Below are 24,218 nucleotides of genomic sequence, written 5' to 3'. Positions count from 1 at the left end.
TGCATTTCCCTTGCGCTGGATCAATGCACACGGCGCACCGGCAAATACCATCGCAGACATCCACAAGACAAGGATCAATCATGAAGATACATTTCAAATGCATATTAAAAGCGTTGCTGGCCACCAGCTTGGCGCTGGCGGCGCCGGCATTGGTGCTGGCCGCACCCGGCGCGAAGGCGCCCTACAAGGACGCGGGCGACTTCGGCCCGCCGCAGGGCGCTCCCATACAGGCCGTGCTGACCAGCCCGCCGCACGTGCCGCCACCCATCACCCGCAAGTACCCTGCCAAGGTCATCGTCAATCTGGAGGTGGTGGAAAAGCAGATGCCGATCTCCGAGGGCGTCAGCTACACCTTCTGGACCTTTGGCGGCACCGTGCCGGGCAGCTTCATCCGTGTGCGCCAGGGTGACACGGTGGAGTTTCACCTGAAGAACCACCCCAGTAGCAAGATGCCGCACAACATCGACCTGCACGGTGTCACCGGCCCGGGCGGCGGCGCCGCGTCGAGCTTCACCGCGCCGGGGCATGCCTCGCAGTTCACCTTCAAGGCGCTCAACGAGGGCATCTACGTCTACCACTGCGCCACCGCACCGGTGGGCATGCACGTGGCCAACGGCATGTACGGGCTGATCCTGGTCGAGCCGCCCGAGGGCCTGTCCAAGGTGGACCATGAGTATTACGTGATGCAGGGCGACTTCTACACCACCGGCAAGTACCGCGAGAAGGGCGAGCAGCCCTTCGACATGGAAAAGGCCATCGACGAGAAGCCCACCTATGTGCTGTTCAACGGTGCCGAAGGTGCGCTGACCGGCGACAAGGCCCTGAAGGCCAAGGTGGGCGAGAAGATTCGCCTGTTCGTCGGCAACGGCGGGCCCAACCTGGTGTCCAGCTTCCACGTCATCGGCGCCATTTTTGAGAAAGTGCGCTTCGAGGGTGGTACCAACTTCCAGACCAACGTGCAGACCACGCTGATCCCGGCCGGCGGCGCCGCCGTGGTGGAATACCGCGCCAAGGTGCCGGGCAGCTACGTGATGGTGGACCACTCCATCTTCCGCGCCTTCAACAAAGGTGCGCTGGCCATCATGAAGGTGGACGGGCCGGAGAACAAGGCCATCTACTCCGGCAAGGAGGTCGACTCGGTCTACCTGGGTGACCGCGACGCGCCCAACATGGCAGCCGTGACCACCGCCACCGCCAACGCCGCCAGCGGCAAGCTCACGCTGGCCGACCAGGTGAACGCCGGCAAGGCGCTGTTCAACGGCACCTGCTCGGTCTGCCACCAGGCCGACGGCAAGGGCCTGCCCGGTGTGTTCCCGCCGCTGGCGCAGTCTGACTTCCTGACCGGTGACCCCGCGCGCAACATCGGCGTGGTGGTGCACGGCCTGTCCGGCAAGGTCAAGGTCAACGGCAAAGACTATGACTCGGTGATGCCGCCCATGAACCAGCTCAACGACGACGAGGTGGCCAACATCCTCACCTATGTGCTCAACAGCTTCGACAACAAGGGCGGCCAGGTGAAGGCGTCTGACGTCAAGACCGAGCGCGCGAAGAAGCCCGCCAACAAGCCGGCCGAGCATTGAAGCCGCAGGCCCACCGGTGACCACCATGCGTACGCCAGTTCGTCCACACACCGGTCGCCGCCCGGCGCTGGCCGCGGTGTGCCTGCTGCTGGCGCTGGCCCATGGCACCGCGTCGGCTGCGGACTATGTGCCCATCCCTGCCGGCACGTTGCAAAGCGTGCTGGCGGCCGGCAGCGGCAATGCCGATGCACCCGTCAAGCTGGGTGCCTTTGCCATGCGCGCCACGCCGGTCACGGTGGCCGAGTTCCAGGCCTTCACGCAGGCCCGCCCGCAGTGGCAACGCGGCCGCGTGCCGGTGGTGTTTGCCGATGCCGGTTACCTGCGCCCAATGGCCAGCAAACCGGCTGCGGCCGCGCCCGTCACCAACGTCAGCTGGTTTGCCGCCCAGGCGTATTGCGAGAGCGAAGGCGCCCGCTTGCCCAGCTGGTACGAGTGGGAGTACGTGGCCGCCGCCGACACCAGCCGCGCCGATGCCCGCAAGGACCCGGCCTGGCGGGCCGCCATCCTGCACTGGTATGCGCTGCCGTCGGGCCAGCCGCTGGCCGCCGTGGGCGGCGCGCCCAACTTCTACGGCGTGCGCGATCTGCACGGCCTGTTGTGGGAATGGGTGGATGATTTCAACGCGCTCTTGGTCAGCGCCGACAGCCGCAACCAGGGCGACCCCGACCAATTGCAGTACTGCGGGGCGGGTGCCATCAGCCTGCAGGACCGCGAAAACTTCGCCGTGCTGATGCGGGTGGCGCTGCTGTCCTCGCTGGGCGGCGCCAACACCACCAACAACCTGGGGTTTCGCTGCGTGCGGCCCCTGCACAAGGAGACACCATGAACCTGATTCCCCACACCCCCCGCCATGACTTCGCGCAGTTGCCGCTGCCGTTGTTGCTGGCGGCGGCCCTGGCCGGCTTGCTTGCGGCCAGTCCTGTCGCGCGGGCGCAGGTACAAGTACAGCCGCAGGCGGCGGCCACCCTGGTGGCGGCGGCCCCCGCCGCCAAGGCGTTGCCCGGCAACTCGGTCTACCAGCTCAGCGCGCAACTGACCGATCAGGACGGCCACGCCTTTGCGCTGGACGCCCGGCGCGGCCAGCCGATGCTGGTCAGCATGTTCTACAACAGCTGCAAGTTTGTCTGCCCCATGCTGATGGACACCATGGTGTTGACCGAAGAGGCGCTCAAGCCGCAGGAGCGGGCCCAACTGTCCATGCTGCTGATCAGCTTCGACCCGGCGCGCGACGACGTGAAGTCGCTCAAGGGCATGGCCGAATCGCGCCAGCTCGACGCCACGCACTGGACGCTGGCGCGCACCGACGAGGCCAGCGTGCGCAAGATCGCCGCCACGCTGGGCATCCAGTACCGCTTGCTGCCCGATGGCGAGTTCAACCACAGCACGGTGCTGGTGTTGCTGGATGGCGAAGGCCGCGTGGTTGGCAGCACCCGCAAGATGGGCGCGCGCGACCCGGCCTTCATCAAGCTGGTGAAAAAGACCTTGCAAACCACCAGCCCGCGCGTCGCGGGCCGATCACTGCCCCAGCGCGCCGCGGGTTGAAGGCTTAGCGGAAGTCCACCTTCAGCGGCCCGTGCTGCCCCAGCGGCCCGCTGAATTGCGCCCGCCAGTGCTCGCCCGGCTGCACGGCCCAGGCGTCGGTCCAGGTGCCGGTGGTCACCACCTCGCCGGGCAGCAGTTCGGCGGCGCCGGGGCACTCGCGCAGCTCGGCCAGGAAATGCTGCAAGGCACGCAACGGGCTGTCCAGCACATTGCTGCCACGGCCTTCGTCTTTCAAATCATCGCCATGGAACAGCTGCACCGTGCTGGCGGCCAGCAGCGCGTCCAGCTCGGCGGCGCTGGCGGCCACCTGGCGCAGCGGGATTTGCCGGCCGACCAACAGGCGACCGTGCAGGCCGCTCTCGGCCGCGCCGTCGTCCACCGTCATCTTCCAGTCCAGGTGGCTTTGCACGATCTCGAAGCCCGGTGCCATCCAGGCGATGGCGTCAAACAGGTCGTCCAGCGTGGCGTTGGGCGCGGGCGTGGCGCGCAGGCCGAACACGCACTCGGGCTCGATGCGCGGCAGGCAGGTGGGGGTCAGGTCCAGCACGCCATGGCCGTCGCAGTAGCGCAGCGTGCTGTCGTACACCGTGCCCCAGATCGGCGCGAACACCTGGTAGCGTTCCCAGATGGTGCGGTTGGTGAAGCCAATCTTGTAGCCGCGCGGCAGCTCACCCCGTGCCAGCCGCAGCGCGCGCACGGCCAGGCCCAGCCGGTAGCCCGCAGCCAAGTCGCCACCGGCCACCCCGCCCTTGGGGCAGTCCCAGGGCTGGCCCGAGTCTATGTGTTCAAGCAGTTGTTGCGGGGTCACGGCGGTGTGCCGGCGCCAACTCGGCGTGACCGGCAAAAACCGCAGTGTACGGCGGTGCGCGCCGTTTGGGGGAACTGGCTGCGCTGTCGGCTCGCGCCGGCCCCATGCGCAGCCCGGGCTCGCGCCGGTGCAGCAGCGCCAGCACCCGGTGTGGTTGCGGCGGGGGGAAGAAGCGCGCGCTGTCGCCCAACTGCAGCGGCAAGTCCCACAGGCCATGCTCATACAGACCGCCCGGTCCCCATTTGGACACGCACAGGTCCATGCCCTTGTGGCGACCCAGGTACTTGCCCACATGGCGTGGCAGGCGTGCCCGCGGGTGGTCGCTGCGGCCGAAATACACCACCAGGTCGCCCGGCATGGCCTCTGCGAGACTGCGCTCGCCGTCTATGACACCCAGCGCCAGCGCCTGGCGCAGGAAGGCGGTGTCCACCACATAGCGGTACTCCAGCCCCTGCAGGCGCTGCAGCGGCGGCTCGAAGCGGCCCACCAGGTCCAGCGCATGCATCACGCAGTTGTACAGCGGCTGCGGCGGCGCGCCAGCCTCGGACAGGGCGCGCACATGGGCGCTGGCATGGGCTGCGGCCAGCCGCTGCACGCTGGCGGCGTGCAGGTGGCAGGGCAAGCGGTCGGTCAGCACCTGCAAGTGCAGCCGCAGGGCCTGGCGCATGGCTGGCCAGGGGCCGGGTGCGGCGGTGTGGTTTGTCGGCGGCGCGGCAGCCGCCATGGCAGCGGCAGCGGTGTGGCCGGTCTGAATTGCGCGAGCAGCGGCTTGGCCCATAGGCACCCCCATTTTTGTAATGCTCTCTTCCCTGAAGCAGCGATTTTGAGGCGCATTGTTGCGCCGCAGCGAAGCCGCCTGTGCGTATTTTGGTAAAGCGGCCGTAAATATTCAATGCATTTGTTACCGGCGCTGTGCTGCCGGTCACACCCTGGCTGGCGGCAGGACAGGCCCGCACCGGGCTGGGGCATGGTTGTGCCGCATAATCCATGCGTTGCCCGCCGGCCGTGCCGGCTGGGTGTATTGACTGAGGTGAAGTATTTTGTTGATCCACAAACCCCTATTCCGTACCCTGAGCCTTTCACTGGCAGTTGCCGCCGCGCTGACCGCCTGTGGCGGCAGCGACAACAACGGGCTGGTGAGCGTCGTTCCCACGGGCACCTCCGTCCTGGTGGGCATTGCCTATGACGCCGGCGCCAATTCGCTGACGGTGGCCGATTCCGATGGCCATGTGGTGCGCACCATCGGCATTGCCACCAGCGTCACCGGCGTGCCGGCTGGCGTGGCCTTCACCTCGGGCAGTGCCGACGGTACCGGCACCGCGGCCTCGTTCACCTACCCGTACGGCGTGGTCCGTATAGGCACCGACACCTATGTCGCCGACACCGGCAACAACACCATCCGCAAGCTGACCGCCACCGGCGTGGTGACCACCATCGCCGGCACCGCCAAGGCGATAGGCAGTGCCGACGGCACCGGTGCGGCGGCGTCCTTCATCAACCCCAAGGGCATCGCCACCGACGGCACCAACCTGTATGTGTCTGACAGCAACAACGACACCATCCGCAAGGTCACGCTGGCCGGCGTGGTGACCACCATCGCCGGTGCGGCCGGCCAGATCGGGCAGACCGACGGCACCGGCAATGCCGCGCGCTTCTACAACCCCTTCGGCCTGGCGGTGGACGGCGGCAACCTGTACGTGGCTGATTCGCTCAGCCACACGCTGCGCAAGGTGGTGATCGCCACCGGCGTGGTCACCACACTGGCCGGCTCGCCCACCGGCGTGGCAGGCAGCACCGACGCCAGCACCGGCGCCACCAGCACCTTTAACGGCCCCACGGGTGTGGCGGTGTATGGGGGCAATGCCTACATCGCCGATTCGCAGAACTACACCATACGCCAGGTCAACCTGACCACTGGCGCCACCACCACGCTGGCTGGCACCGCTGGCCAGACCGGGCTGGTCGACGCCACGGCGGCAGCCGCGCGATTTGGCAAGATCTACGGCCTGTGCAGCGACGGCCAGGGCAACCTGTACGTGGCCGACAGCGGCAACCGCAAGATCCGCAAGGTGGTGATCGCCACTGGCGCTGTCACCTCGCTGTCGCCGCAGTTCTGACCGGGCGGCCCGCCCGGCCACCCGGCGCGCAATGGAAGAGGTGGCAGCATGGCGCATTTCCCCCATAACGGCGCATTCGCCGGCAAGGTCGCGGTCGTCACCGGCGCGGCCAGTGGCATAGGGCGCGCGCTGGCGGTGCAGTTGGCGCAGGCCGGTGCGCAACTGGCCATCTCTGACGTCAACCAGGCCGGCCTGGCCGAGACACTGGCATTGGCGCAGGCGCAGTCACCCCGTCAAGGCGGTGCCCAGATGCGCGCCTATGTGTTGGACGTGGCCAAGCGCGAGCAGGTGCTGGCGCACGCCGCCGAGGTGCAGCGCGACTTCGGCACCGCGCACTTCGTCTTCAACAACGCCGGCGTGTCGCTGGTGGGCACCGTGGCCCATGCCACGCTGGACGAGATGGCCTGGCAACTGGACATCAACCTGTGGGGCGTGATCCACGGCACCAAGGCCTTCCTGCCCATGCTGCTGGCGCAGCGCGCGGGGCACATCATCAACATCAGCAGCGTGTTCGGCTTTGTCGCCATACCGGGGCAGGCGGCCTACAACATCAGCAAGTTCGGCGTGCGCGCGCTGACCGAATGCCTGTGGCAGGAGTTGCGGGGCACAGGCGTGCAAGCCACCTGCGTGCACCCCGGTGGCATACGCACGGCGATAGGCCACAAGGCTCGCATGTCGGTCAACGCCGACGCCACCGAACACGAACTGATTGCCCACACCGACCAGCTGCTGACCACGCCGCCCGAGCACATGGCGCGGGCCATTCTGCAAGGCGTGGCGCGTGGAAAGAAGCGCATCGTCTACGGCCGTGGAGCCTGGCTGCTGTATGGGCTGCAGCGGCTGTTCCCGGTGTCCTACGGGCGCATCCTGCAGGCCTTGAAGCCGCGCCGCTGAAGCGAGGCGGCCATGCCCGCCCGCGTGTATGCTCGCGGGGCATTGCCAGCCAGGGAGTCCACCAGAACATGCGCCCCACCAGTCCTGAGCCTCAGCCGGGTCGCCGCGCCGCGCCCCGGCGCCGGTTTCCGCTGTTCACCCTGATAACGCTGGCCGTGTTGGCGCTGCTGGGCTATGGCTTGTACCGGATGTACCGGCCGGTGGCCGAGCCGGTGCGCATGCTGTTCGGGCCGCGTCCGCAGCCCTGGCTGGGCACGGCGCAACCGGCGCCGCTGGTGGACTTTGCCGCCTCCGCCCCGGCCACCGCGCGGCGCAAGCCGGGGCCGGAGGAGGTTGAGCTGTGCGGCGTGGGCGTGTACAAGCTGCGCGACCTGATGGCCGGCCGGGTGCACCCCGATGGCCTGCCCGATTTGCGTGAAAGTGGCCAGGCGCTGACGCGCGAGCTGGCCGGTCGCCCGGAGCCGCAGGCGCGTGCAGCGGCCTTGCTGCTGCAAACCACCGCGCCGCTGTGGACTGGCATGCACGAGGAACTGGCCGCCACGCGCAGCGGTGCCTGCGAGTTGCCGGACATCCCCGGCGTCTCGACGTCCAAGCCCGCCAGCGCCGGCAACACCGCTAACGACCTGGCCTGCCGCGCCGAGCGCGAGCAGCAGGCACAGCTGTGGCAGGCCGAGGCCTTTGCCGCCACGCAACCGCTGACCCAGCTGGTGGGCATGGCCCAGCAGGGCGGTGACCCGGCCTTGCTGGCCCTGGCCAACGACCTGTGCAACTGGCCCACCTACAAGGGCGTGGCCGCCTGCAAGACCGACCTGCTCACCCAGTGGGCGCGGCTGGAACCCGACAACGCCCAGCCCTGGTTGCTGCTGATGGGCCGCGCCCAGGCGGCCAAGGATGCCGGCGCGCAGTACGAGGCGCTGTACCGAGCGTCACAAGCCAAGTACCAGCGTGGTTATACCGGCGCAGTGATGCCCTGGCTGCTGCGTGATGTGCCGCAAGCGCAGGGCAACGCCGCGGACCTGGTGCGCGACCAGCTCGCCAGCCGGCTCACCATGCTGCAGTTCGGCACCCAGGCTTTCAGCGGCACCCTGGCGGGCACTTGCAACCCCGCTAGCATGCAGGACGGCAACCGCCGCCAGCTGTGCGCCACGCTGGCCGACACGCTGAGCCGCAACACCGATAGCGCCATGGGCGCGCTGATCGCCGCGCGCGTGGGCCAGCAGGCCGGTTGGAGTGACGCGCGCTACCAGGCGGTGGCGCAGCCGCTGCGCGACACGCTGGCTGCAGCCATTGCCTTGCAAATGCGGACGCCTCAAGCCGACGAGATCAGCGGTCAATCCTGCGAAGCCGTGGTCGCGCATGGCACATGGCTGCGCGCCTTGGGCCGGCAGGGCGAGTTGCAGGCCATGCGCGAGGCTGTTGCGGGCAGCGGCAAAACGGTTGCGGAGTTGAAAGCGGAGTACAGCGACAACATGGCCAAAGCTGTGGCCGGGCTGCAGGCGCGCAAGGCATCCGCTGCGGCCTCGGGCTTGCTGCCGCCCTGAAACAGCCGGCCGCTGGAGCCGCGCCACCGCGCAGCCTGTTGCTGTGCAGAGGGTGTGGCGCTTGTGCAAGCTGCGTGTGCAACTCCAGTGCGGAGGCGGCCTGCTGCGCGCACGGTGCTTCAGTCGTTGAACACAATGGCCTTCCACAAATTTTCTGGGAGGTTTCCGATGAGAGCAAGCCAACGATGGCTGTCTGCGAGGCTGCTGCGCGTGGGCATGGCCCTGGCGCTGGCCGCCGTGCTGGGCGTGCTGGTGCTGTTGATTGCCGGCGAATGGTTCAGCCGCTCAGCCCGCCATCCGGTTGGCCCACCGCCCGCTGCGCTGGTCGGCGCCGAAGCCGTGACCATGGCCAGCACGCCAGGTCAATCGGTGCGGGGATGGTTCGCGCCCGGCCGGCCGGGTGGCGGCGCCGTGCTGCTGCTGCACGGCATACGCGGCGACCGCACGGCGATGCTGCCGCGTGCCTTGGCGCTGCAGCGTGCCGGCCATGCCGTGCTGTTGGTGGATCTGCCCGCCCACGGCGAGAGCAGCGGCGAGCGCATCAGCTTCGGCCTGCATGAGGCCGATGGCGTGCGCGCGGCGCTGGCTTGGCTGCGCGGGCGGGCAATTGGTGAAAAACTGGGCGTGGTGGCGGTGTCGCTGGGCGCGGTGGCCACCGTGTTGGCGCAGCCCCGGCCGGCACCGGACGCGCTGGTGCTGGAGTCCATGTTTCCCACCCTGGAGGATGCCGTGACCGACCGCATTGCCGCGCGCCTGGGCCGGCCGCTGGCTCGTCTGACGGCGCCGCTGCTGCTGTGGCAACTGCCGCTGCGCTTGGGCATGCATGCGGACCAGTTGCGGCCACTGGACCACATGGCCACGCTGAACACGCCGTTGTTGCTGGCCGCCGGTACCGAGGATGCGCACACCCCCTGGGCTGAAACGCAGCACTTGTTTGCGGCCGCGCGCCAACCCAAGACGTTGTGGGGCGTGCCGGGCGCCGGTCATGTGGATCTGCACACGTTCAATGTGCGGGCTTATGAGACCGCAGTGCTGCCGTTCCTGGCCGGCTACCTGCAGGCCAGGCCCTGATGGCCGATATGCGTTCAGGCGCTGGGCGCCACCACCAGCAATTTCAGCCTGTGCACGGTGCCGCCCTTGCTGTCGAACTCCACCGTGGCCGCTTCGCCCAGCCGGGTAATGACGCGCGGATGGCGTTCGCCATCGCTGCACTGGATGGGCATATCCAGGCCCACCAAGCCGTCGGCACGCGGCTGCAGCTTCAGCGTAAACCGGCATGAACGCTCGCCCTGGTTCACGGTGAAGGCAGCGTCTTGATCGGCAGTGAGCAGCAGTACGAAGTTGTCGGTATGGGCCTTGCCCGCCGTGGTGGCGGTGTGGTCCACCGCCACTTTGTAGCGCGCCGCGCCGCCGGGTGCGGGTGCAACATTCAGCGATTGCGCGGCATCTGCGGCGCTGGCATGTTGTCGCCCCGTGCTCATCACGGCACCGTCGGTGCTGAACTGGAAGCTGTTGCCCGCTGACAGTGGGGCCGCTTCGACGGCCGGCGCCACCGCAGCAGCAGCCTCAGGCTGCGCCAAGGCCACCCGTTCTGTCACCGGCGCGGCTGGCGTTGCTGGCGTAGCCGCCGTGGCGGCCACTGCTGCACGTGCTGCCAGCGGTGCCACCGGTTTGGCTGGCGCTGCGGCTTCCACCGGCGCGACTGCGGCCACCGGCGCCACGGCAGCGGTGGCCGTGACCAGCGTGGTGTCCAGCTCTGCCACCGTGGCCCAGGCGCCGTAGCCCGCAAGCAGCGTGACGCCCAGCAACAGGGTTTGCATGGCGCGGCGCTGTGTGTGGCCTGGGGTGGAGCGGGTGAGTTGCATGATGCGTTCCTTCAAGGGATGACGGGGCTGCCAATGGCAGGCCAGCGGCAGGCTGGGCGCGCCGCTGGCGGCGAGCTGGGTTTTCAGAATGGCGTTGGCATAGGCCTGGCGGCGGCGCGGGTGGCGGCGCAGCACTGCGTGGTCGCAAGCCAGCTCCTGGTCAAAGCGCAGGCGCGCGCTGGCCAGGTGCACCAGCGGGTTGAACCAGAACAGCACCTGCAGCGCGGCTGCCAGCGCGTTGATGGCCAGGTCGCCATGACGCAGGTGGGCTGCCTCATGCGCCAGCACCAGCGCCTGCTCGGTGCTGTTGTAGCGCTGGCGGAAGTCCGCTGGCAGCACGATGCGAGGGTGTAGCAGGCCCAGCACCAACGGGCCGGTGTCCGCGCGGCGGCTGTGCAGCACACAGCGCCGGCCGGTGGGTTGCAGCACGCCCAGCGCACGCTGGAACCGCCACTGCTGCCAGGCCATGGCAGCCAGCAGCAGCGCGGCGCCGCCGAGCCACAGGCCCAGCCAGGCGCTGTCGCTGAGGAACGGCTCCGAAGCCGCCATGGGCATGGTGACGGAACTGGGGTCCAGCGAGCTTGAGGTGGTCGTGGTGAACGCAGCCACAGTGGCCGTCAGCGCCGTCGGGTGCGGCAACGCGGTGGCCATCAGCGTCAGCGGCAGCAGTGCCCAAGCTGCATAGGCCAGCGCGGGCCCACCCAGGCGGCGCAGCAGCGGGCGCAGTGGCAGGATCAGCAACAACGCGGCGCTGCTGATGGCGGTGAGCGCCAGCAGCCACTGCAGCAGCGCGTGGGCGGTGGCGGCATCCACGCCGGTAGGGGTTGCCGTCACCATGCGCCGGCAGGCTCAGGCGATGATGAGCATGGGCTCTGCGTCCAATGCCTTTTGCAGGCGGCAGTCTTTGCCCACTGCGTTGGTGCGCATGGCCGCTGCCGCCGGCTGGGGCGCTGGCATCGCTTGCGTATGCTGCACCTTGCCGCGCAGCATCGGCACGGCGTCCAGATCGGCCACGGCGGCCCAGGCGCCGTAGCCGGTGAGCAGGGCGGCGCCCAGCAGCAGGGTGTGCATGGCGCGGCGTTGGGCACGGCGCGGGGCGGGACGGGCGAGTTGCATGATGCGCTCCTTCAAAGGGTGGTGGGGTTGCCAGTGGCAGGCCATGGGTGCCAGCACGGCGCCCATGGGGTGGCTGCGGCTGGCCTGGCCGGCGGCCAGTTGGGCTTTCAAGATCGCGTTGGCATAGGTGTGGCGCTGCTGCGGGTGGCGGCGCAGCACGGCGCTGTCGCAGGCCAGCTCCTGATCGAACCGCAGGCGCGCGCAAGCCAGGTGCACCAGCGGGTTGAACCAGAACAGCACCCGCAGCGCGCAAGCCAGTGCGTTGACGGCCAGGTCGCCATGGCGCAGGTGGGCCACCTCGTGCGCCATGATCAGGGTTTGCTCGGCAGCGCTGTAGCGTTGGTGGAAATCGGCCGGCAGCACGATGCGCGGGCGCAGCAGGCCCAGCACCAAGGGGCCGGCATCGGCATGCGTGGCACGCAGCACGCGCTGGGCTTCGGTGGGCCACAGCGCGCCCAGGCCGCGCTGGAAGCGCCGCTGCTGCCAGACCATGGCCGTCAGCAGCAGCGCGCCGCCCAGGAACCACAGCGCCAGCCAGGCGGCGTCGCCCAGCAGCGGTGCGGCGCTGCTCATTTGCGCGCTGCGCAGGCTGAACAGGGATAACTCGGCAAAGGGCATCTGTGCCAGTGGCGGGTGCGGCAGCGCGGTGGCCAACAGCGCCAGCGGCAGCAGCGCCCAGGCGCGGTAGGCCAGCACCGCGCCGCCCAGGCGGCGCAACAGGGGGCGCAGCGCAAGCACGAACAGCATCACCGCGCTGCTGACGGCTGTGAGCGCCAGCAACCATTGCAGCAGCGCGTGCGCCAGTGGGGCGAAGTCGGAGGGGATCGAGGGCAGCATGCTCATTGCTCCATCTGCGCGATCAGGCGCTTGAGTTCGGCCAGGTCTTTCTTGCTCAGCTTGCGGTGGCGGCCAAAGTGCGCCACCAGCGGCGCCACCTGGCCGTCAAACAACCGGTCCAGCAGGCCAGCGCTCTGGCGGTGCAGCCAGTCGTCGCGCCGCAGCACCGGGCTGTACAGGTAGCGCCGGCCCTGCGCCGTGGCGCTGATGGCGCCTTTTTTCAGCAAGCGGTTCACGAGCGTCTTCACCGTGGCCTCCTGCCAGTCCTGCGCCTGCGCCAGCGCGGCGATGATGTCGTCGGCGGCCAGCGGCTGCGGGTGGCGCCACAGCACCTCCATCACCACGGATTCGGCTTCGCTGATGGCGGCAATGTCGTCGTGGGTGTCAGACATGTCAAATAGTGTTTACGCGTGTAATTGAAATAATGATTACACGCGTAAATTGAGTTGTCAAGTGGGTTTGCGCTGGCCGGCGGCCAACCAACCAAAACACGTCATGCCGATGGCATAGGACAACATGCACACCGCGATAGGCACGGGAGACCTGAACCAGTTCAGCGACGGCAGGGCAAACAACACGTCATACGCCGTGTGCACGCCGATGGCCAGCAGCAGGCTGCCGGTGCGCGCGTACACCAGCCCGATGAAAACGTTGGCCAGGAAGATCAGTCCGTAGGACCACAGCGCGTGTTCCACCACGCCCACGTGCCACAAGGTGGCCAGGGCGGCGGCCAGCACCGCAGCCATGGCCTGGCCCATGCGCCGGTTCAACAAGTTCTGCAGCAGGCCGCGGAACAGCAACTCTTCCTTGATGCCCACCGGCAGGGCCGCGATGCCGAAGAACCAGGCGAAGGCCGGCTGCATCGTGTAATGCTGCAGCACCAGTGGCACGAGCAGGAAGAGCACCACGGCGCTGCGGAAGGCGGCACCGCGAAAGACCGAAAAGTCAGGCTTGCGGGCGGTGATGACGTCATGCATCAGCAGCCAGAAGACCAGCGCCGTCACGCAGCGAAACACGGTGCGCATGGACTCGGCCTGAAACGTGTCCCAGCTGAAGTGCTGCAGCGTGATGCGCGTGACCCACCAGCAGATGGCCTCCACCAGGGCGACAACCAGCAGGGTTTCCCTGAAGGTCAACCGTTCCAATAGATCGCGTACAGACAGCTTGCCGGCAAGCTGTGGCTTGTTCTCGTTGTTCAATTGCCTCTCCCTGAAATCGCGCCGCCCTTTTTATGGTGGGGTCGTGCGCCGCCGCTCACGCTAGCACCAGCGGGCGCAGCGGCATGTGACGGATTTCACGGAAAGGAGGGCTTTTTGGCCGGCCAGAACTTCACGCCATGCGCTGCCGGTAGGCCAGCGGCGCAGCGCCAAACACCTGGCGAAAGCGGGCGTTGAAGGTCGATAGGTCGCCAAACCCCGCGTCCAGCGCCACCTGCTGCACCGCCTGCCGGGTGGTTGCCAGGCCCAGCGCGGCCTGCTGCAGCCGCCGGTTCAGCAGGTACTGGTGCGGCGTCACGCCCACGGTCTGTTGAAAGGTGCGCAGGAAGTGGTACTTGCTCATCGCCGCCACGCCGGCCAGCGTGTCCAGGCCCAGGGCGTCGTCATTGGCGTTGGCGGCGATATGGTCGAGCGCGCGGCTGACGCGCTGCTCGTCGCGCGCGCTGGGCCGGCGTGGCGCGGCGGCGCTGGTGTGGCCTTCGGCGGCGTGCAGCAGCTCGGCCACCAGCAGGGGCACGGCTTCTTCCAGCGGCCGGGTGTCGCCGGCCAGTGCCCAGGCCTGCATCTGCGCCATCAGCGGCAGCAGCCGGGGCAGCGGCGGCAACGCGGCCAGCTTGAAGCGGTAGCCGCTCAGTCCGGTGCTGTGGGTGGCAATCTCGTCAAACAGCGCTGGCGCCACGCGCAGGCCCAGGCAGCGGTCACCGGTGCCGTGGTCGTGCCCGCACTGGTAGCAGCGCCCGTCGTTGCCCAGCAGCCAGGCGCCGGGCTGCAGCAGCGCGCGGCCGTTGTCGGTGTGGTAGCTGAACTGGCCCTGCATCACCGCGCCGATGGAAAACCACTGGTGCCGCTCCTCAAACGGCCGGTCTTGCGGGCCGCTGGTGCAGACGAATTCGGTGAACTGCCAGTCCGCCCCTTCGGCCACCACGCGGGGGATGGGCGCTGAGGCTGGCAACTCGGGCGGAATGCGGGCAGGGCGGCTCATGGGAACGTCAATGCTGGCGGCCATGTTAGCAATTTTCCCCAAGCCGCGCCGGTGCCAGCTTGGCATCATGGCCCCATGTGCAGACATTGTGTTTCGCCATCCATCGTGTCACTTGTTGAAGGAGTTCAGACCATGATCGACCATGCATCCATAGGCGTGCGCAGCATCGCCGCCGCCAAGGCCTTTTACGACGCCGTGTTTGCCCCGCTGGGCTACAGCTGCCAGAGCAGCGGCGACAGCTACCTGGGCTACGGCACCCCTGAGGGCACCCAACTGTGGCTGCTCGCTGCCAGCAGCCCGGTGACGCCTGACCCGAACTCGGGCCTGCATTTTTGCTTCCAGGCACCCACCCGCGCCAGCGTGGATGCCTTCCACAAAGCCGCGTTGGCCCAGGGCGGCAAGGACAACGGCGCGCCGGGTGTGCGTGCCGATTACGGCAGCAACTACTACGCCGCCTTCATCATCGACCCCGACGGCTACCGGATGGAAGCCTATTGCAGCAAGGCGGCCTGAGCATGGCGTCCATTCACCGGGAAATCGCCACCACCGCCACGCCTGCGCAGGTGTGGGACGCGCTGGCCGACATCGGCAACATCCACACTCGGCTGGCGCCCGGCTTCTTGACCGACACGCAGTTGTCGGCCGATGGCAGCGAGCGCCTGGTGCATTTTGCCAACGGCATGCAGGCGCGTGAGTTGATCGTGGACGTGGACGCCGCCGCGCGCCGCGTGGCCTGGAGCGTGGTGGGGGGCCGCATGAGCCACCACAACGCCTCGCTGCAGGTGTTTGCGCACGATGGCGGTGGCAGCCGCGTGGTGTGGATTGCCGACCTGTTGCCGCATGGGCTGAAAGATGCCGTCGCCGGCATGATCGATGCCGGCATGGCCGCGATGAAGCGGCAGATGGACACGCTGGCGCCCTGATGCTGTGCCAGGGCCGAAACCCACTTGGACTCGGGTGATGGCCTCTACAGGCCCTGTCTGACAGCACAACAGCGCGATGGCCTACAGAAAGCGCGCCGGCGCGTGTGCATACTGAAATGGCCATGTTGGCGTCTGGTGTTCCAGGTGTCCTTCATGGTTGACTTCTGAATCCCCGATGAGCTTTTACCCGGCCCGCGCGTTTAAATCGCCGGGCCGGTTTTCTTTTGTCCCGGCCGACTTCGTGCCATACCGGGTAATATGAGGCGTCAGGGGAGGGCAAGCTGATGCAGCAAGCGGAAGGTTCCACCAACGGGCGTGGCCGGGGCCTGGCCAGCTGGGGCATGCCCCTGCTGGCGGCGGCCTTGATCGCACTGCTGGCCGCCTGGGCCATCCACCGCGAATACGAGGGCCAGCGCAACCAGGCCATGGCACGGCTGGGTGCGCTGTCGGGCTTGCGCGCCGAGCGCCTGAGCGGTTGGATGGACCGGCAGATGCGCTTTGCCTACCTGCTGGACGACAGCACCGTGTATGCCGACATCTTCGAGCGCTGGCACCACGGCCACGACAGCACCGCGCTGCCCGAACTGCTGGAGCGCCTGGTCAAGCTGCGCAAGGCCACCGAGGGTGATCAGGCGCTGATACTGGATGCCGACGGCCAGCCGCTGCTGGTGGAGGCCGATGCACAGCCCGCCGTGGAGCCGGCTCTGGTGCAGGCCATGCGCAATGCGGTGGCGCGCGGCGAATCCGTCAACACCGGCATTTACGAGCGCAAAGGCCAGCCGATACCGCGGCGGGTGGACATTGTCATTCCATTGCTCAAGACCGGGCCGAAGCCGCATGGCGCGGTGGTGCTGCGCATGGATGCCGAGGCCATGATGCAGGCCGCAATAGGCCCGGGCGCCACGTTGCGCGAGGCGGAGTCCATTTTGTGGCGCAAGGCCGGCAACCACGTGGAATCCATCAGTGGCCTGCAACACAGCCCGGGCCTGGGCACGGTATCCGTGTCGCTGGCCGAGTCCCCGTTGCTGGTGGCACGCGTATTGCGCGGTGACCTGCCGCAAGACCGCGTGGTACGGGCGGTGGACTACCGGGGCGAACAGGTCCTGGGCCTGGTGACCCCAGTGCGAGGCACCGACATGTGGCTGGTCACCAAGATGGACCTGGCCGACGTGGACGCGCCAGCGCGGCGCACGGCCATCTACATTGTGGCGGTGGCCGCCATCCTGGCGCTGAGCATTGGCGTGGCCAGCCGGGTGATGCGCCAGCGCCGCGCGATACGCGACGTGGCCCGCCACCGCGAGGCGTTGCAGCGCGAAGTGGCGCAGCGCACCAGCGAACTGCAGGAGGCGCTGCGCTTCAACCGCGCCATCAGCGACGCCATACCCGGGCGTGTCGCCTACTGGGACAAAGACCTGCGCATCCAGTACGCCAACCTGGCCTACGCCGCCTGGTTTGGGAAGAGGCCTGAGCAGATCCTGGGCAAACCGGTGGCCGAGGTGCTCAGCGCCGAGGCCATGGCGCAACTGACACCGAGGCTGGACGCGGCACGCATGGGCCAGGCCCAGTCGTTCGAGATGACCATGCCCGGCAGGACCGGCAGCGACGGGCAGCCGATCGTGTTCCTGGTGCACTACATCCCGCACCGGGGGGCGAACGGCGAAGTGCTGGGCATCTACGTGATGGGCTTTGACGTCAGCGCGCTGAAGACCTATGAGGCGCAACTGAAGCGGGCCAATGACGAACTGGTGCGTGCCAAGGATGAGGCAGAGTCCGCCACGCGCGCCAAGAGCGCCTTCCTGGCCAACATGAGCCACGAGATACGCACGCCGATGAACGCCATCATCGGCCTGACGCACCTGATCACCCGCGACACCCAGGACGCCGTGCAACGCGAGCGCCTGCACAAGGTGGGCGACGCGGCCCAACACCTGCTGCAGGTGATCAACGACATCCTGGACCTGTCCAAGGTGGAGGCCGGCAAGCTGACGCTGGAGCAGGCCGAGTTCTCGGTCGAGGCGCTGCTGGGCGGCGTGGTGGACATGGTGCAAGCCAAGGCCAAGGACAAGGGGCTGGAGTTGGTGGTGGACCCCGACCACCTGCCCGAGCGGCTGGTGGGCGACGCCACGCGGTTGTCGCAGGTGCTGCTGAACCTGCTGTCCAACGCCGTCAAGTTCACCGCGCACGGCTGGGTGCGGCTGAAGGCCGATATCGTGCGCCAGCAGGGCCGCCAGCTGCACGTGCGCTTTGAGGTGCAGGACACCGGCCCGGGCATTGCGCCAGACCATCAGGCGCGGCTGTTCAGCACCTTCGAGCAGGGGGATAGCTCCATCAGCCGGCAGTTCGGCGGCACTGGCCTCGGGCTGGCGCTGTCGCGCCAGCTGGCCATCGCCATGGGCGGCGACGCCGGCATGCGCAGCGCGCCGGGCTTGGGCAGCACGTTCTGGTTCAGCGTCGATCTGCAGCGCGCCGAGGAGGCACGTGAGCTGCGGCCGGCGCCCGCCGTGGCCGGCATGCGCGCGCTGGTGGTGGACGATCTGCCGGAGTCGCTGCTGGTGATCGGCGAGCGGCTGCGCATGCTGGGCCTGACGGTGGACGAGGCCGCATCGGCCCAGCAGGCACTGGACACGGTGCAGTCGCGCATGGCGGCCAATCGGCCGTATGACGTGATGCTGATCGACTGGCGCATGGAACCGCTGGACGGCTTCGAGACGCGCGCGCGCTTGAGCGCGCTGCTGGGTGAGGGCCTGCCGCCGTGCATCATGGTGACCGCCTACGACGAAGCCGGCGTGGTGCAGCGCGCGCGCGGCGACGGTTTCGAGGCGGTGATGGTCAAGCCCTTCACCACCTCCACGCTGCAAGACACGCTGGCCTCGGTGCTGGTGGTCAAAGCGCCGCCGCCCGCACCCGGCCGCGAGAACGACGTCGGCGGGCATGAGCAGTTGCTCAAGAGTCGCCATGCCGGCCAGCGTATTCTGCTGGCCGAGGACAACCCGGTGAACCGCGAGGTGGCCGAGGCCCTTCTGCGCTCGTCCGGGCTGCTGGTGGAAACCGCCCCGGACGGCGCCCGCGCGGTGGAACTGGCGCTGACGCGCAACTACGACCTGATCCTGATGGACGTGCAGATGCCGGTGATGGACGGCCTGGAGGCCACTGCCGTGCTGCGCCACAAGCTGGGTCGTGCCACGCCGATACTGGCCATGACGGCCAATGCCTTTGCCGAGGACCGCCAGGCCTGCCTGGACGCCGGCATGAACGACCACATCGCCAAACCGGTGAACCCGCCGCAGATGTACGCCACCCTGTTGCGCTGGCTGCCGCTGCCGCAGCAGCAGGCCGCGCGTGACCCGACCTCGGGTTTTGGCGCGCTGGAGGGCGGCGCCAGCCCGCCAGCCCAGCCCCAACAACCCGCGCATTCCCCCCGGGCGCCGCTGGAGCAGCGGCTGGCCGCCATACCCGGTTTTGACGCCACGAACGCGCTGGCCAACCTGGGTGGGCAACTGCCGGTGCTGGTGCGCATCCTGCAGCGCTTCGTGGACACCTACCGCGATGGCCTGCCGGTGCTGCTGGACAGCTCCGGCGACGAGACTGAAGGCGCGCAGAAGTGGCGCGCCTGCTGCCACTCGGTGCGCGGGGCGCTGGCCACCATAGGCGCGGTGGCGCTGGAACGGCAGGCGGGCGAACTTGAGCAGGCGGTGAAAGTGGCCAGCACGCGCGCGGGGCTGACCGATGCAGCACAACAGCTTCACCAGGGCATGCTGGACTTTGTCCAGGGGCTGCAGCGCGAGTTGTCTGACCAGTAACGCGTGCGGCGCTGCCATGGCCCGCTTGATGGTGGCTTGACCTGAGTCAAGGGGTTTCTGGAGATGGCTGGCTAGACTGGTCCAGCCATCACCCAAGACCGTGCAACACGGTGGGCAATGGCACCCATTCACCCAACCCGGAAGGCAGCCATGGATTCAGCGCTGAAGCAAATACTGGTGCATGCGGACGGCTCAGACCGTTGCGGCATGCGGCTCGAAGCGGCATTTCGCCTCGCGCAGGCGCATGGTGCCAAGGTGCGGGCCCTGTATGCGGTGACGCCGGCCGAGGTGTCGGTGCCGGCCGACGGCCTGTCCATGGACCTGTCAGTCCGTATCCATCAGATCGACGACAACCGCCGCCGGCAAGCCCGGCGGGCCTACGACCAGAGCTGCGAGGCGTTGGGTGCCGACGCCAGTTGGGACGAGTTGGAGCCGTCGCAGGTGGTAGATGCCTTCGTGCGGCAGGCCTGGTTCGCCGACCTGATGGTGCTGGGCCAGCATGACGGCAACCGCTCGCAGATGGCCCAGGTGCCGCCGGACTTCGTGGAGGCCGTGGTGGTGGCCAGCGGCAAGCCCGCGTTGGTGCTGCCCTATGCCGGCAACGTGGAGCGCATCGGCAGCAAGGTGGTGATCGCCTGGAAGGCCTCGCGCGAGGCCGCCCGCGCCGTGGCGGCCAGCTTGCCGCTGCTCAAGCAGGCCAGGGAAGTGCATGTGCTGACCTGGGCGCCACAGTCCGACGCCCCGGCCCAGGCGCCTGGGCTGGACTTGGCGGGTTACCTGCGCAGCCACGGCGTGCAGGCCCAGTGGCAGTGGCAGGGACCGGAGCGTGGCGGCGTGGGGGACATGCTGCTGTCACGCTGCTATGACATGCAGGCCGACCTGCTGGTGATGGGATGCTACAGCCACAGCCGCACCCGCGAATGGCTGCTGGGCGGCGCCTCGCGCACCTTGTTGGCCACCATGACACTGCCGGTGCTGATGGCGCATTGAAGTCCAGCGGAGCCAGGCCAAGTCTGGCGCTGGCGGGTTGTTGCTGCCCAGCCCGGGCGCTACCTGGCCATTGCCGATTTCGTACCTCGTGCGCGGCTGAATCAGCCCTTGTTCGCCTCGGCGCTGAACTCGGCAAACGCCGCCAGCGCATTGGCCGAGTACATCAATGACGGGCCGCCCCCCATGTACACAGCCACGCCCAGTGCTTCCTCCACCTCCTGGCGGCTGGCGCCCAGGCGCACCAGCATCTGGGTGTGAAAGCCGATGCACGCATCGCAGTGGCCGGCCACGCCCAGGGCCAGCGCGATCAGCTCCTTGGTCTTGCTGCTCAGCAGGCCTTCCTGGGTGGCGGCGCGGGCCAGGTCGCCAAAGCCCTTCATCAGCTCGGGCGTGTCGGCGCGCAAGGCGCGCAGGTTCATGGTGACGTCGTGCGTCAGGGTAGAAAAATGGTCGGGGATATGCATGGCCATGGCGGCGCTTCCTTGGGGCTCAGTTGCCTGACTTTTTGCAGGTGCTCAGGCCCAACGGCAGGTAGATGGGGCAGAAGCGCACCAGGCCGGTGGCCAGCGGCACCAGACCCAGCCAGCCCCAGGGGCCGATCAGGCCGGTGAGGGTGGCGATGATGAGTGCTACGCCCAGCACGACGCGCAGGGCGCGGTCCATGGTTCCTACATTGGCTTGCATGGTGTCAGCTCCTAGGTTATTGAAGATCTCAGTTGCTGGTCCGAATACTGCCAGCCGCGCGCCGCAGTGAGGTTGATGCGGGTCAATGAAGCGCGTGCTTGCTCGCTCTTTTTATGCCTTCAAAGTAATATATGCGCAATTAATGAAATAAGGCAGTCACATGGACATGGTGGGCGTGCTGGAGCGCTGGGGCAGCGGCCCGGTGCTGACGCGTGGCTGACCTTGCTGTGCATGTGGCTGGGCGCCGGCGTCACCGACCGCCTGGTGGACCACCACCCGGCGGCACACCCCTCAAGCCACGGCGAACCCGCCATGGCCGCGCGCGCGACGTGACGGCTAACCCCCGGGCGCGCTGAAAGCCCCCAGGCGCTGCACCTTCACCTGGTCCACAAACACCTCGTCGCCCCGCACCTCAATGACCATGGTGCCGAACTGGTGGCGCCATTCCCAGCGCTGCACATCGGGCGCTGCGGCCGTGCGGATGACGTCTTCCGCTTCGCGGCGGAAGGCTTGCAGGGGCAGGGGGGCGCTCATGGTGGGGTTTCCCGGCCGGGCTCACATCCACAGCCACACCCGACGCAGCCATTGGGGCATGCGCAGCGTGGCGGGCTTGTAGAGTTGGCGGAATTCGTGTTTCAGTGAGGTGTCCATGTGAATACTGTACATAAAAACAGTATTCATGGCAAGCCCCTCAAAAAGAGGGCGCTGATGGGGTGTCAGCCCCCGGATCGCTTGCGCGCCGCCAGCTGCTTCTTGCAGTTGGCGTTGATCACCTTCAGCTCCGCCAGCGTGGTGTCGATCTGCGCGCGCTTGGCCTCCAAATCGGCAATCGCATCATCCAGCCGCTTGACCACGTAACCCAGCTGCTTTGCATGGCCTTCGCCATGGTCGCCATACATGTCCAGCAGGCGCTTGATCTCGGCCAGCGGCATGCCGAAAGCCTTGCCGCGCAGGATCAAGGCGAGGCGCGCGCGGTCGCGCCGGGTGTAGACGCGCGCACCGTTGACGCGCTGCGGGGTGATCAACCCCTTGTCCTCGTAAAAGCGCAGCGCCCGCAGCGTGATGCCGAACTGCTGGCACAACGCGTTGATGCCAAAGAGTTCGGTGCTGCCCGGAGCCTCACGGTGCAGGTCGACGAAAGCCTGGGCCCCGGGCGCGTCACCCAGGGTGGTTTCGGCGGCGGGTTTGCCCTTGGCCAAAGTCATTACACGCTCAAAGCACCCGCTGCAGGCGCATGGCCACGCCCATGTCGCCTTCCACCTTCAGTTTGCCGGTCATGAAGCCGGTGGTGGGGGCCAGTTCGCCGCGGATCATGGCGCCCAGGTTGGCCAGCGAGATGCCGATGGTGCAGTCGGCGTCCTTGTTGTCGTTGCTCACGCTGTTGGGGGTGGACTGGCCGTCGACGTAGATGGCGCCTTCGGCGCCGCAGTCGAACTTCAGCGTGGCGTTCAGGCCGCTGTCGGCGCCGACCTTGTTGCGTATGGTCTCGGTGCAGGTTTGCAGGTCCATGGAGGGCTCCCGGAGGTGGTGTGTGGATGAAAAAAAAGCAGGCCAATGCAATACGCCGCCATCCTAGTGCCAGTGGCCTGCCCGATGGATCAGTATAAATCCCAATACGGCAGTTGGTTGACGTTAACGTCACCCTGGCTTCTAATGCGTCAATCGTCACGCCCCAGCCCTCCAACCCCTTCACCCCCGCCATGCCCGTTCTGCGTTCCCGCATCACCGCCAAATCCGCCGCATTCGCCGCCAACACCCAGCGCATGCAGGGCCTGCTGGATGAGGTGCGCCGCCTCGAAGGCCTGGTGATCGCCGAGTCCGAATCCAAGCGCGCCAAATTCGAGCAGCGCGGCCAGCTGCTGCCGCGCGAGCGCGTGGCCCGGCTGCTGGACCGCGACTCGCCCTTCCTGGAGTTGAGCCGCCTGGCCGGCCTGAACATGCACGACGACGACGGCAAGAAGTCGGTGCAGGGGGGCGGCTCCATCGTCGGCATCGGCAAGGTGGCCGGCAAGATGTGCGTGGTGTCGGCCAGCGACAGCGCGGTCAAGGGCGGCACGGTGGCGCCCATGGGCCTGCGCAAGGCGCTGCGCGCGCAGGAGATCGCGCAGCGCTGCAAGCTGCCCATGCTGCACCTGGTGGAAAGCGGCGGCGCCAACCTGATGTACCAGGCCGAAATCTTTGTTGATGGCGGGCGCAGCTTTGCCAACCAGGCCCGCATGTCGGCCATGGGGCTGCCGCAGATTGCCATCGTGCACGGGTCCTCCACGGCCGGCGGGGCCTACCTGCCGGGCCTGTCGGACTACGTGATCCTGGTGCGCGGCCGCTCCAACATCTTCCTGGCCGGCCCGCCACTAGTGAAGGCCGCCATCGGGGAAGACTGCACCGAGGAAGAGCTGGGCGGTGCCGAGACACACGCCCGCGTCACCGGCTTGGGCGAGTATTTGAGCGAGGACGATGCCCATGCCATCGCGCTGGCACGCGAGCTGGTGGACAAGCTGCAGTGGGACAGCGTGCCGGCCCCGGGTGAATTCTCCGAGCCCTTGTTTCCTGCTGAAGAGTTGCTGGGCGTGGTGCCGGCGGACGAGCGCGAGCCGTATGACGCCCGCGAAGTCATTGCCCGGCTGGTGGACGGCTCCGACTTTCTGGAGTTCAAGCAGCTCTTTGGCGCCGAGACGCTGTGCGGCCACGCCCGCATCCACGGCCAGCTGGTGGGCATCCTGGGCAACAACGGTCCGATACAGCCGGACGGCTCGGTGAAGGCGGCGCAGTTCATCCAGCTGTGCGACCAGAGTGGCACGCCACTGGTCTTCCTGCAGAACACCACCGGCTACATGGTGGGCGCGGTGGCCGAGCGGGCAGGGGCCATCAAGCACGGTTCCAAGATGATCCAGGCGGTGGCCAATGCGCGGGTGCCCAAGTTCACCATTGTGCTGGGTGGGTCGTATGGCGCGGGCAACTACGGCATGTGCGGGCGCGGGTTCGACCCGCATTTCATCTTTGCCTGGCCCAGTGCGCGCACCGCAGTGATGGGCGGCGCGCAGGCCGCCAAGGTGATGGACATCGTCAACCGCGCCAAGCTGGAGCGTGCCGGTCAGCCCATCAATGATGAGGCGCTGCAAGCCATGTCCGATGGCCTGCGGCTGCGGCTGGACAAGGAATCCGCCGCGCTGTTTGGCACTGCGCGGCTGTGGGACGACGGCATCATCGCGCCGCAGGACACGCGCCGCGTGCTGGGGCTGTGTCTGATGCTGGCCGCGCAGGCCGAGAAACGTGTGCTGCGGCCCAACGCCTTTGGCGTGGCGCGGATGTGAGGGGCGCCCGA

The 24,218-nt window shown here is 67.9% G+C and carries 24 protein-coding genes; 12 read left to right on the top strand and 12 right to left on the bottom strand.

The features are described from left to right. Positions 1-80 precede the first annotated feature (80 nt). From nirK to AC1DX2_RS06405, 3 genes are read left to right on the top strand one after another with little or no spacing between them, the layout of a single operon-like run. Positions 81-1,580: a copper-containing nitrite reductase gene (gene nirK / locus AC1DX2_RS06415; RefSeq protein ID WP_477195453.1), complete on the top strand. Its 1,500-nt coding sequence runs from the start codon at positions 81-83 to the stop codon at positions 1,578-1,580. Between the two features lie 25 nt (positions 1,581-1,605). Then, positions 1,606-2,406, top strand: a complete 801-nt coding sequence (locus tag AC1DX2_RS06410) for a formylglycine-generating enzyme family protein (protein ID WP_477195452.1) — start codon at positions 1,606-1,608, stop codon at positions 2,404-2,406. Then, positions 2,403-3,122, top strand: a complete 720-nt coding sequence (locus AC1DX2_RS06405; RefSeq protein ID WP_477195451.1) for an SCO family protein — start codon at positions 2,403-2,405, stop codon at positions 3,120-3,122. The genes AC1DX2_RS06410 and AC1DX2_RS06405 overlap by 4 nt, the downstream gene beginning before the upstream one ends. 4 nt (positions 3,123-3,126) lie before the next feature. On the opposite strand, the gene AC1DX2_RS06400 is transcribed toward AC1DX2_RS06405, so the two are convergent. Both AC1DX2_RS06400 and AC1DX2_RS06395 read right to left on the bottom strand, forming a co-directional pair. Next, positions 3,127-3,930 carry a 2-keto-4-pentenoate hydratase gene (locus AC1DX2_RS06400; RefSeq protein WP_477195450.1) on the bottom strand — a complete coding sequence of 268 codons (804 nt, stop codon included), beginning with the start codon at positions 3,928-3,930 and terminating at the stop codon, positions 3,127-3,129. After that, the gene (locus AC1DX2_RS06395; RefSeq protein ID WP_477195449.1) at positions 3,908-4,654 is read right to left on the bottom strand and encodes a hypothetical protein; all 747 of its coding nucleotides are present in this window, start codon (positions 4,652-4,654) and stop codon (positions 3,908-3,910) included. The genes AC1DX2_RS06400 and AC1DX2_RS06395 overlap by 23 nt, the downstream gene beginning before the upstream one ends. Before the next feature lie 319 nt (positions 4,655-4,973). Here AC1DX2_RS06395 and AC1DX2_RS06390 point away from each other — a divergent pair, with 319 nt between their 5' ends. The 4 genes from AC1DX2_RS06390 to AC1DX2_RS06375 all read left to right on the top strand — a co-directional run bounded on the left by AC1DX2_RS06390 (position 4,974) and on the right by AC1DX2_RS06375 (position 9,553). Next, entirely contained in the window at positions 4,974-6,047 is a 1,074-nt protein-coding gene (locus AC1DX2_RS06390; protein WP_477195448.1) for an NHL repeat-containing protein, read from the top strand. A gap of 48 nt (positions 6,048-6,095) precedes the next feature. Beyond that, positions 6,096-6,941 carry an SDR family NAD(P)-dependent oxidoreductase gene (locus AC1DX2_RS06385; RefSeq protein WP_477195447.1) on the top strand — a complete coding sequence of 282 codons (846 nt, stop codon included), beginning with the start codon at positions 6,096-6,098 and terminating at the stop codon, positions 6,939-6,941. A gap of 68 nt (positions 6,942-7,009) precedes the next feature. Next, complete coding sequence (locus AC1DX2_RS06380) at positions 7,010-8,482, top strand: hypothetical protein (RefSeq protein ID WP_477195446.1); 1,473 nt, start codon at positions 7,010-7,012, stop codon at positions 8,480-8,482. Between the two features lie 168 nt (positions 8,483-8,650). After that, complete coding sequence (locus AC1DX2_RS06375; protein ID WP_477195445.1) at positions 8,651-9,553, top strand: alpha/beta hydrolase; 903 nt, start codon at positions 8,651-8,653, stop codon at positions 9,551-9,553. A gap of 14 nt (positions 9,554-9,567) precedes the next feature. Here the strand turns inward: AC1DX2_RS06375 and AC1DX2_RS06370 are convergent, their stop codons facing one another. From AC1DX2_RS06370 to AC1DX2_RS06350, 5 genes are all read right to left on the bottom strand, one after another. Further along, on the bottom strand, positions 9,568-11,184 hold the full coding sequence (locus AC1DX2_RS06370) for a M56 family metallopeptidase (RefSeq protein ID WP_477195444.1): 1,617 nt from the start codon (positions 11,182-11,184) through the stop codon (positions 9,568-9,570). 12 nt (positions 11,185-11,196) lie between these two features. Next, positions 11,197-12,300 (bottom strand): M56 family metallopeptidase, encoded by a 1,104-nt coding sequence (locus tag AC1DX2_RS06365; RefSeq protein WP_477195443.1) that lies wholly within the window; start codon positions 12,298-12,300, stop codon positions 11,197-11,199. Between the two features lie 2 nt (positions 12,301-12,302). After that, complete coding sequence (locus AC1DX2_RS06360) at positions 12,303-12,692, bottom strand: BlaI/MecI/CopY family transcriptional regulator (RefSeq protein WP_477195442.1); 390 nt, start codon at positions 12,690-12,692, stop codon at positions 12,303-12,305. Positions 12,693-12,749: 57 nt separating this feature from the next. Further along, complete coding sequence (locus AC1DX2_RS06355; RefSeq protein ID WP_477195441.1) at positions 12,750-13,499, bottom strand: lysostaphin resistance A-like protein; 750 nt, start codon at positions 13,497-13,499, stop codon at positions 12,750-12,752. 130 nt (positions 13,500-13,629) lie between these two features. Next, positions 13,630-14,499, bottom strand: coding sequence for a helix-turn-helix transcriptional regulator (locus AC1DX2_RS06350; protein WP_477195440.1), 870 nt, complete (start codon positions 14,497-14,499; stop codon positions 13,630-13,632). Positions 14,500-14,631: 132 nt separating this feature from the next. Here AC1DX2_RS06350 and AC1DX2_RS06345 point away from each other — a divergent pair, with 132 nt between their 5' ends. From AC1DX2_RS06345 to AC1DX2_RS06330, 4 genes are all read left to right on the top strand, one after another. Further along, the gene (locus tag AC1DX2_RS06345; RefSeq protein WP_477195439.1) at positions 14,632-15,012 is read left to right on the top strand and encodes a VOC family protein; all 381 of its coding nucleotides are present in this window, start codon (positions 14,632-14,634) and stop codon (positions 15,010-15,012) included. A 2-nt stretch (positions 15,013-15,014) separates the two neighbouring features. Continuing rightward, positions 15,015-15,422, top strand: coding sequence for an SRPBCC family protein (locus AC1DX2_RS06340; RefSeq protein ID WP_477195438.1), 408 nt, complete (start codon positions 15,015-15,017; stop codon positions 15,420-15,422). Between the two features lie 284 nt (positions 15,423-15,706). Next, complete coding sequence (locus AC1DX2_RS06335; protein ID WP_477195437.1) at positions 15,707-19,222, top strand: response regulator; 3,516 nt, start codon at positions 15,707-15,709, stop codon at positions 19,220-19,222. Between the two features lie 150 nt (positions 19,223-19,372). Beyond that, positions 19,373-20,212 (top strand): universal stress protein, encoded by an 840-nt coding sequence (locus AC1DX2_RS06330; RefSeq protein ID WP_477195436.1) that lies wholly within the window; start codon positions 19,373-19,375, stop codon positions 20,210-20,212. A 101-nt stretch (positions 20,213-20,313) separates the two neighbouring features. Here the strand turns inward: AC1DX2_RS06330 and AC1DX2_RS06325 are convergent, their stop codons facing one another. The 5 genes from AC1DX2_RS06325 to AC1DX2_RS06305 all read right to left on the bottom strand — a co-directional run bounded on the left by AC1DX2_RS06325 (position 20,314) and on the right by AC1DX2_RS06305 (position 22,405). Further along, entirely contained in the window at positions 20,314-20,676 is a 363-nt protein-coding gene (locus AC1DX2_RS06325) for a carboxymuconolactone decarboxylase family protein (RefSeq protein WP_477195768.1), read from the bottom strand. A gap of 25 nt (positions 20,677-20,701) precedes the next feature. Further along, positions 20,702-20,896, bottom strand: coding sequence for a YgaP family membrane protein (locus AC1DX2_RS06320; RefSeq protein WP_477195435.1), 195 nt, complete (start codon positions 20,894-20,896; stop codon positions 20,702-20,704). Between the two features lie 336 nt (positions 20,897-21,232). Further along, complete coding sequence (locus tag AC1DX2_RS06315) at positions 21,233-21,430, bottom strand: hypothetical protein (RefSeq protein WP_477195434.1); 198 nt, start codon at positions 21,428-21,430, stop codon at positions 21,233-21,235. A 182-nt stretch (positions 21,431-21,612) separates the two neighbouring features. After that, on the bottom strand, positions 21,613-22,101 hold the full coding sequence (locus AC1DX2_RS06310; RefSeq protein ID WP_477195433.1) for a MerR family transcriptional regulator: 489 nt from the start codon (positions 22,099-22,101) through the stop codon (positions 21,613-21,615). A gap of 7 nt (positions 22,102-22,108) precedes the next feature. Further along, entirely contained in the window at positions 22,109-22,405 is a 297-nt protein-coding gene (locus tag AC1DX2_RS06305) for an SCP2 sterol-binding domain-containing protein (RefSeq protein WP_477195432.1), read from the bottom strand. Between the two features lie 191 nt (positions 22,406-22,596). On the opposite strand from AC1DX2_RS06305, the gene AC1DX2_RS06300 reads away from it, so the two are divergent. After that, positions 22,597-24,207 carry an acyl-CoA carboxylase subunit beta gene (locus tag AC1DX2_RS06300; protein ID WP_477195431.1) on the top strand — a complete coding sequence of 537 codons (1,611 nt, stop codon included), beginning with the start codon at positions 22,597-22,599 and terminating at the stop codon, positions 24,205-24,207. Positions 24,208-24,218 lie beyond the last annotated feature (11 nt).

It is taken from the genome of Hylemonella sp. P2_B10 (assembly GCF_056404875.1).
This window is presented reverse-complemented; position numbering and strand designations above follow the sequence as displayed.

Bases quoted from the DNA above. Each gene is read 5' to 3' on its own strand.
- nirK (WP_477195453.1), top strand. From the start codon at position 81: ATGAAGATACATTTCAAATGCATATTAAAAGCGTTGCTGGCCACCAGC.
- AC1DX2_RS06410 (WP_477195452.1), top strand. From the start codon at position 1,606: ATGCGTACGCCAGTTCGTCCACACACCGGTCGCCGCCCGGCGCTGGCC.
- AC1DX2_RS06405 (WP_477195451.1), top strand. From the start codon at position 2,403: ATGAACCTGATTCCCCACACCCCCCGCCATGACTTCGCGCAGTTGCCG.
- AC1DX2_RS06395 (WP_477195449.1), bottom strand. From the start codon at position 4,654: ATGGCGGCTGCCGCGCCGCCGACAAACCACACCGCCGCACCCGGCCCC.
- AC1DX2_RS06385 (WP_477195447.1), top strand. From the start codon at position 6,096: ATGGCGCATTTCCCCCATAACGGCGCATTCGCCGGCAAGGTCGCGGTC.
- AC1DX2_RS06380 (WP_477195446.1), top strand. From the start codon at position 7,010: ATGCGCCCCACCAGTCCTGAGCCTCAGCCGGGTCGCCGCGCCGCGCCC.
- AC1DX2_RS06375 (WP_477195445.1), top strand. From the start codon at position 8,651: ATGAGAGCAAGCCAACGATGGCTGTCTGCGAGGCTGCTGCGCGTGGGC.
- AC1DX2_RS06370 (WP_477195444.1), bottom strand. From the start codon at position 11,184: ATGGTGACGGCAACCCCTACCGGCGTGGATGCCGCCACCGCCCACGCG.
- AC1DX2_RS06365 (WP_477195443.1), bottom strand. From the start codon at position 12,300: ATGCTGCCCTCGATCCCCTCCGACTTCGCCCCACTGGCGCACGCGCTG.
- AC1DX2_RS06360 (WP_477195442.1), bottom strand. From the start codon at position 12,692: ATGTCTGACACCCACGACGACATTGCCGCCATCAGCGAAGCCGAATCC.
- AC1DX2_RS06350 (WP_477195440.1), bottom strand. From the start codon at position 14,499: ATGAGCCGCCCTGCCCGCATTCCGCCCGAGTTGCCAGCCTCAGCGCCC.
- AC1DX2_RS06345 (WP_477195439.1), top strand. From the start codon at position 14,632: ATGATCGACCATGCATCCATAGGCGTGCGCAGCATCGCCGCCGCCAAG.
- AC1DX2_RS06340 (WP_477195438.1), top strand. From the start codon at position 15,015: ATGGCGTCCATTCACCGGGAAATCGCCACCACCGCCACGCCTGCGCAG.
- AC1DX2_RS06335 (WP_477195437.1), top strand. From the start codon at position 15,707: ATGCAGCAAGCGGAAGGTTCCACCAACGGGCGTGGCCGGGGCCTGGCC.
- AC1DX2_RS06330 (WP_477195436.1), top strand. From the start codon at position 19,373: ATGGATTCAGCGCTGAAGCAAATACTGGTGCATGCGGACGGCTCAGAC.
- AC1DX2_RS06325 (WP_477195768.1), bottom strand. From the start codon at position 20,676: ATGCATATCCCCGACCATTTTTCTACCCTGACGCACGACGTCACCATG.
- AC1DX2_RS06320 (WP_477195435.1), bottom strand. From the start codon at position 20,896: ATGCAAGCCAATGTAGGAACCATGGACCGCGCCCTGCGCGTCGTGCTG.
- AC1DX2_RS06315 (WP_477195434.1), bottom strand. From the start codon at position 21,430: ATGAGCGCCCCCCTGCCCCTGCAAGCCTTCCGCCGCGAAGCGGAAGAC.
- AC1DX2_RS06310 (WP_477195433.1), bottom strand. From the start codon at position 22,101: ATGACTTTGGCCAAGGGCAAACCCGCCGCCGAAACCACCCTGGGTGAC.
- AC1DX2_RS06305 (WP_477195432.1), bottom strand. From the start codon at position 22,405: ATGGACCTGCAAACCTGCACCGAGACCATACGCAACAAGGTCGGCGCC.
- AC1DX2_RS06300 (WP_477195431.1), top strand. From the start codon at position 22,597: ATGCCCGTTCTGCGTTCCCGCATCACCGCCAAATCCGCCGCATTCGCC.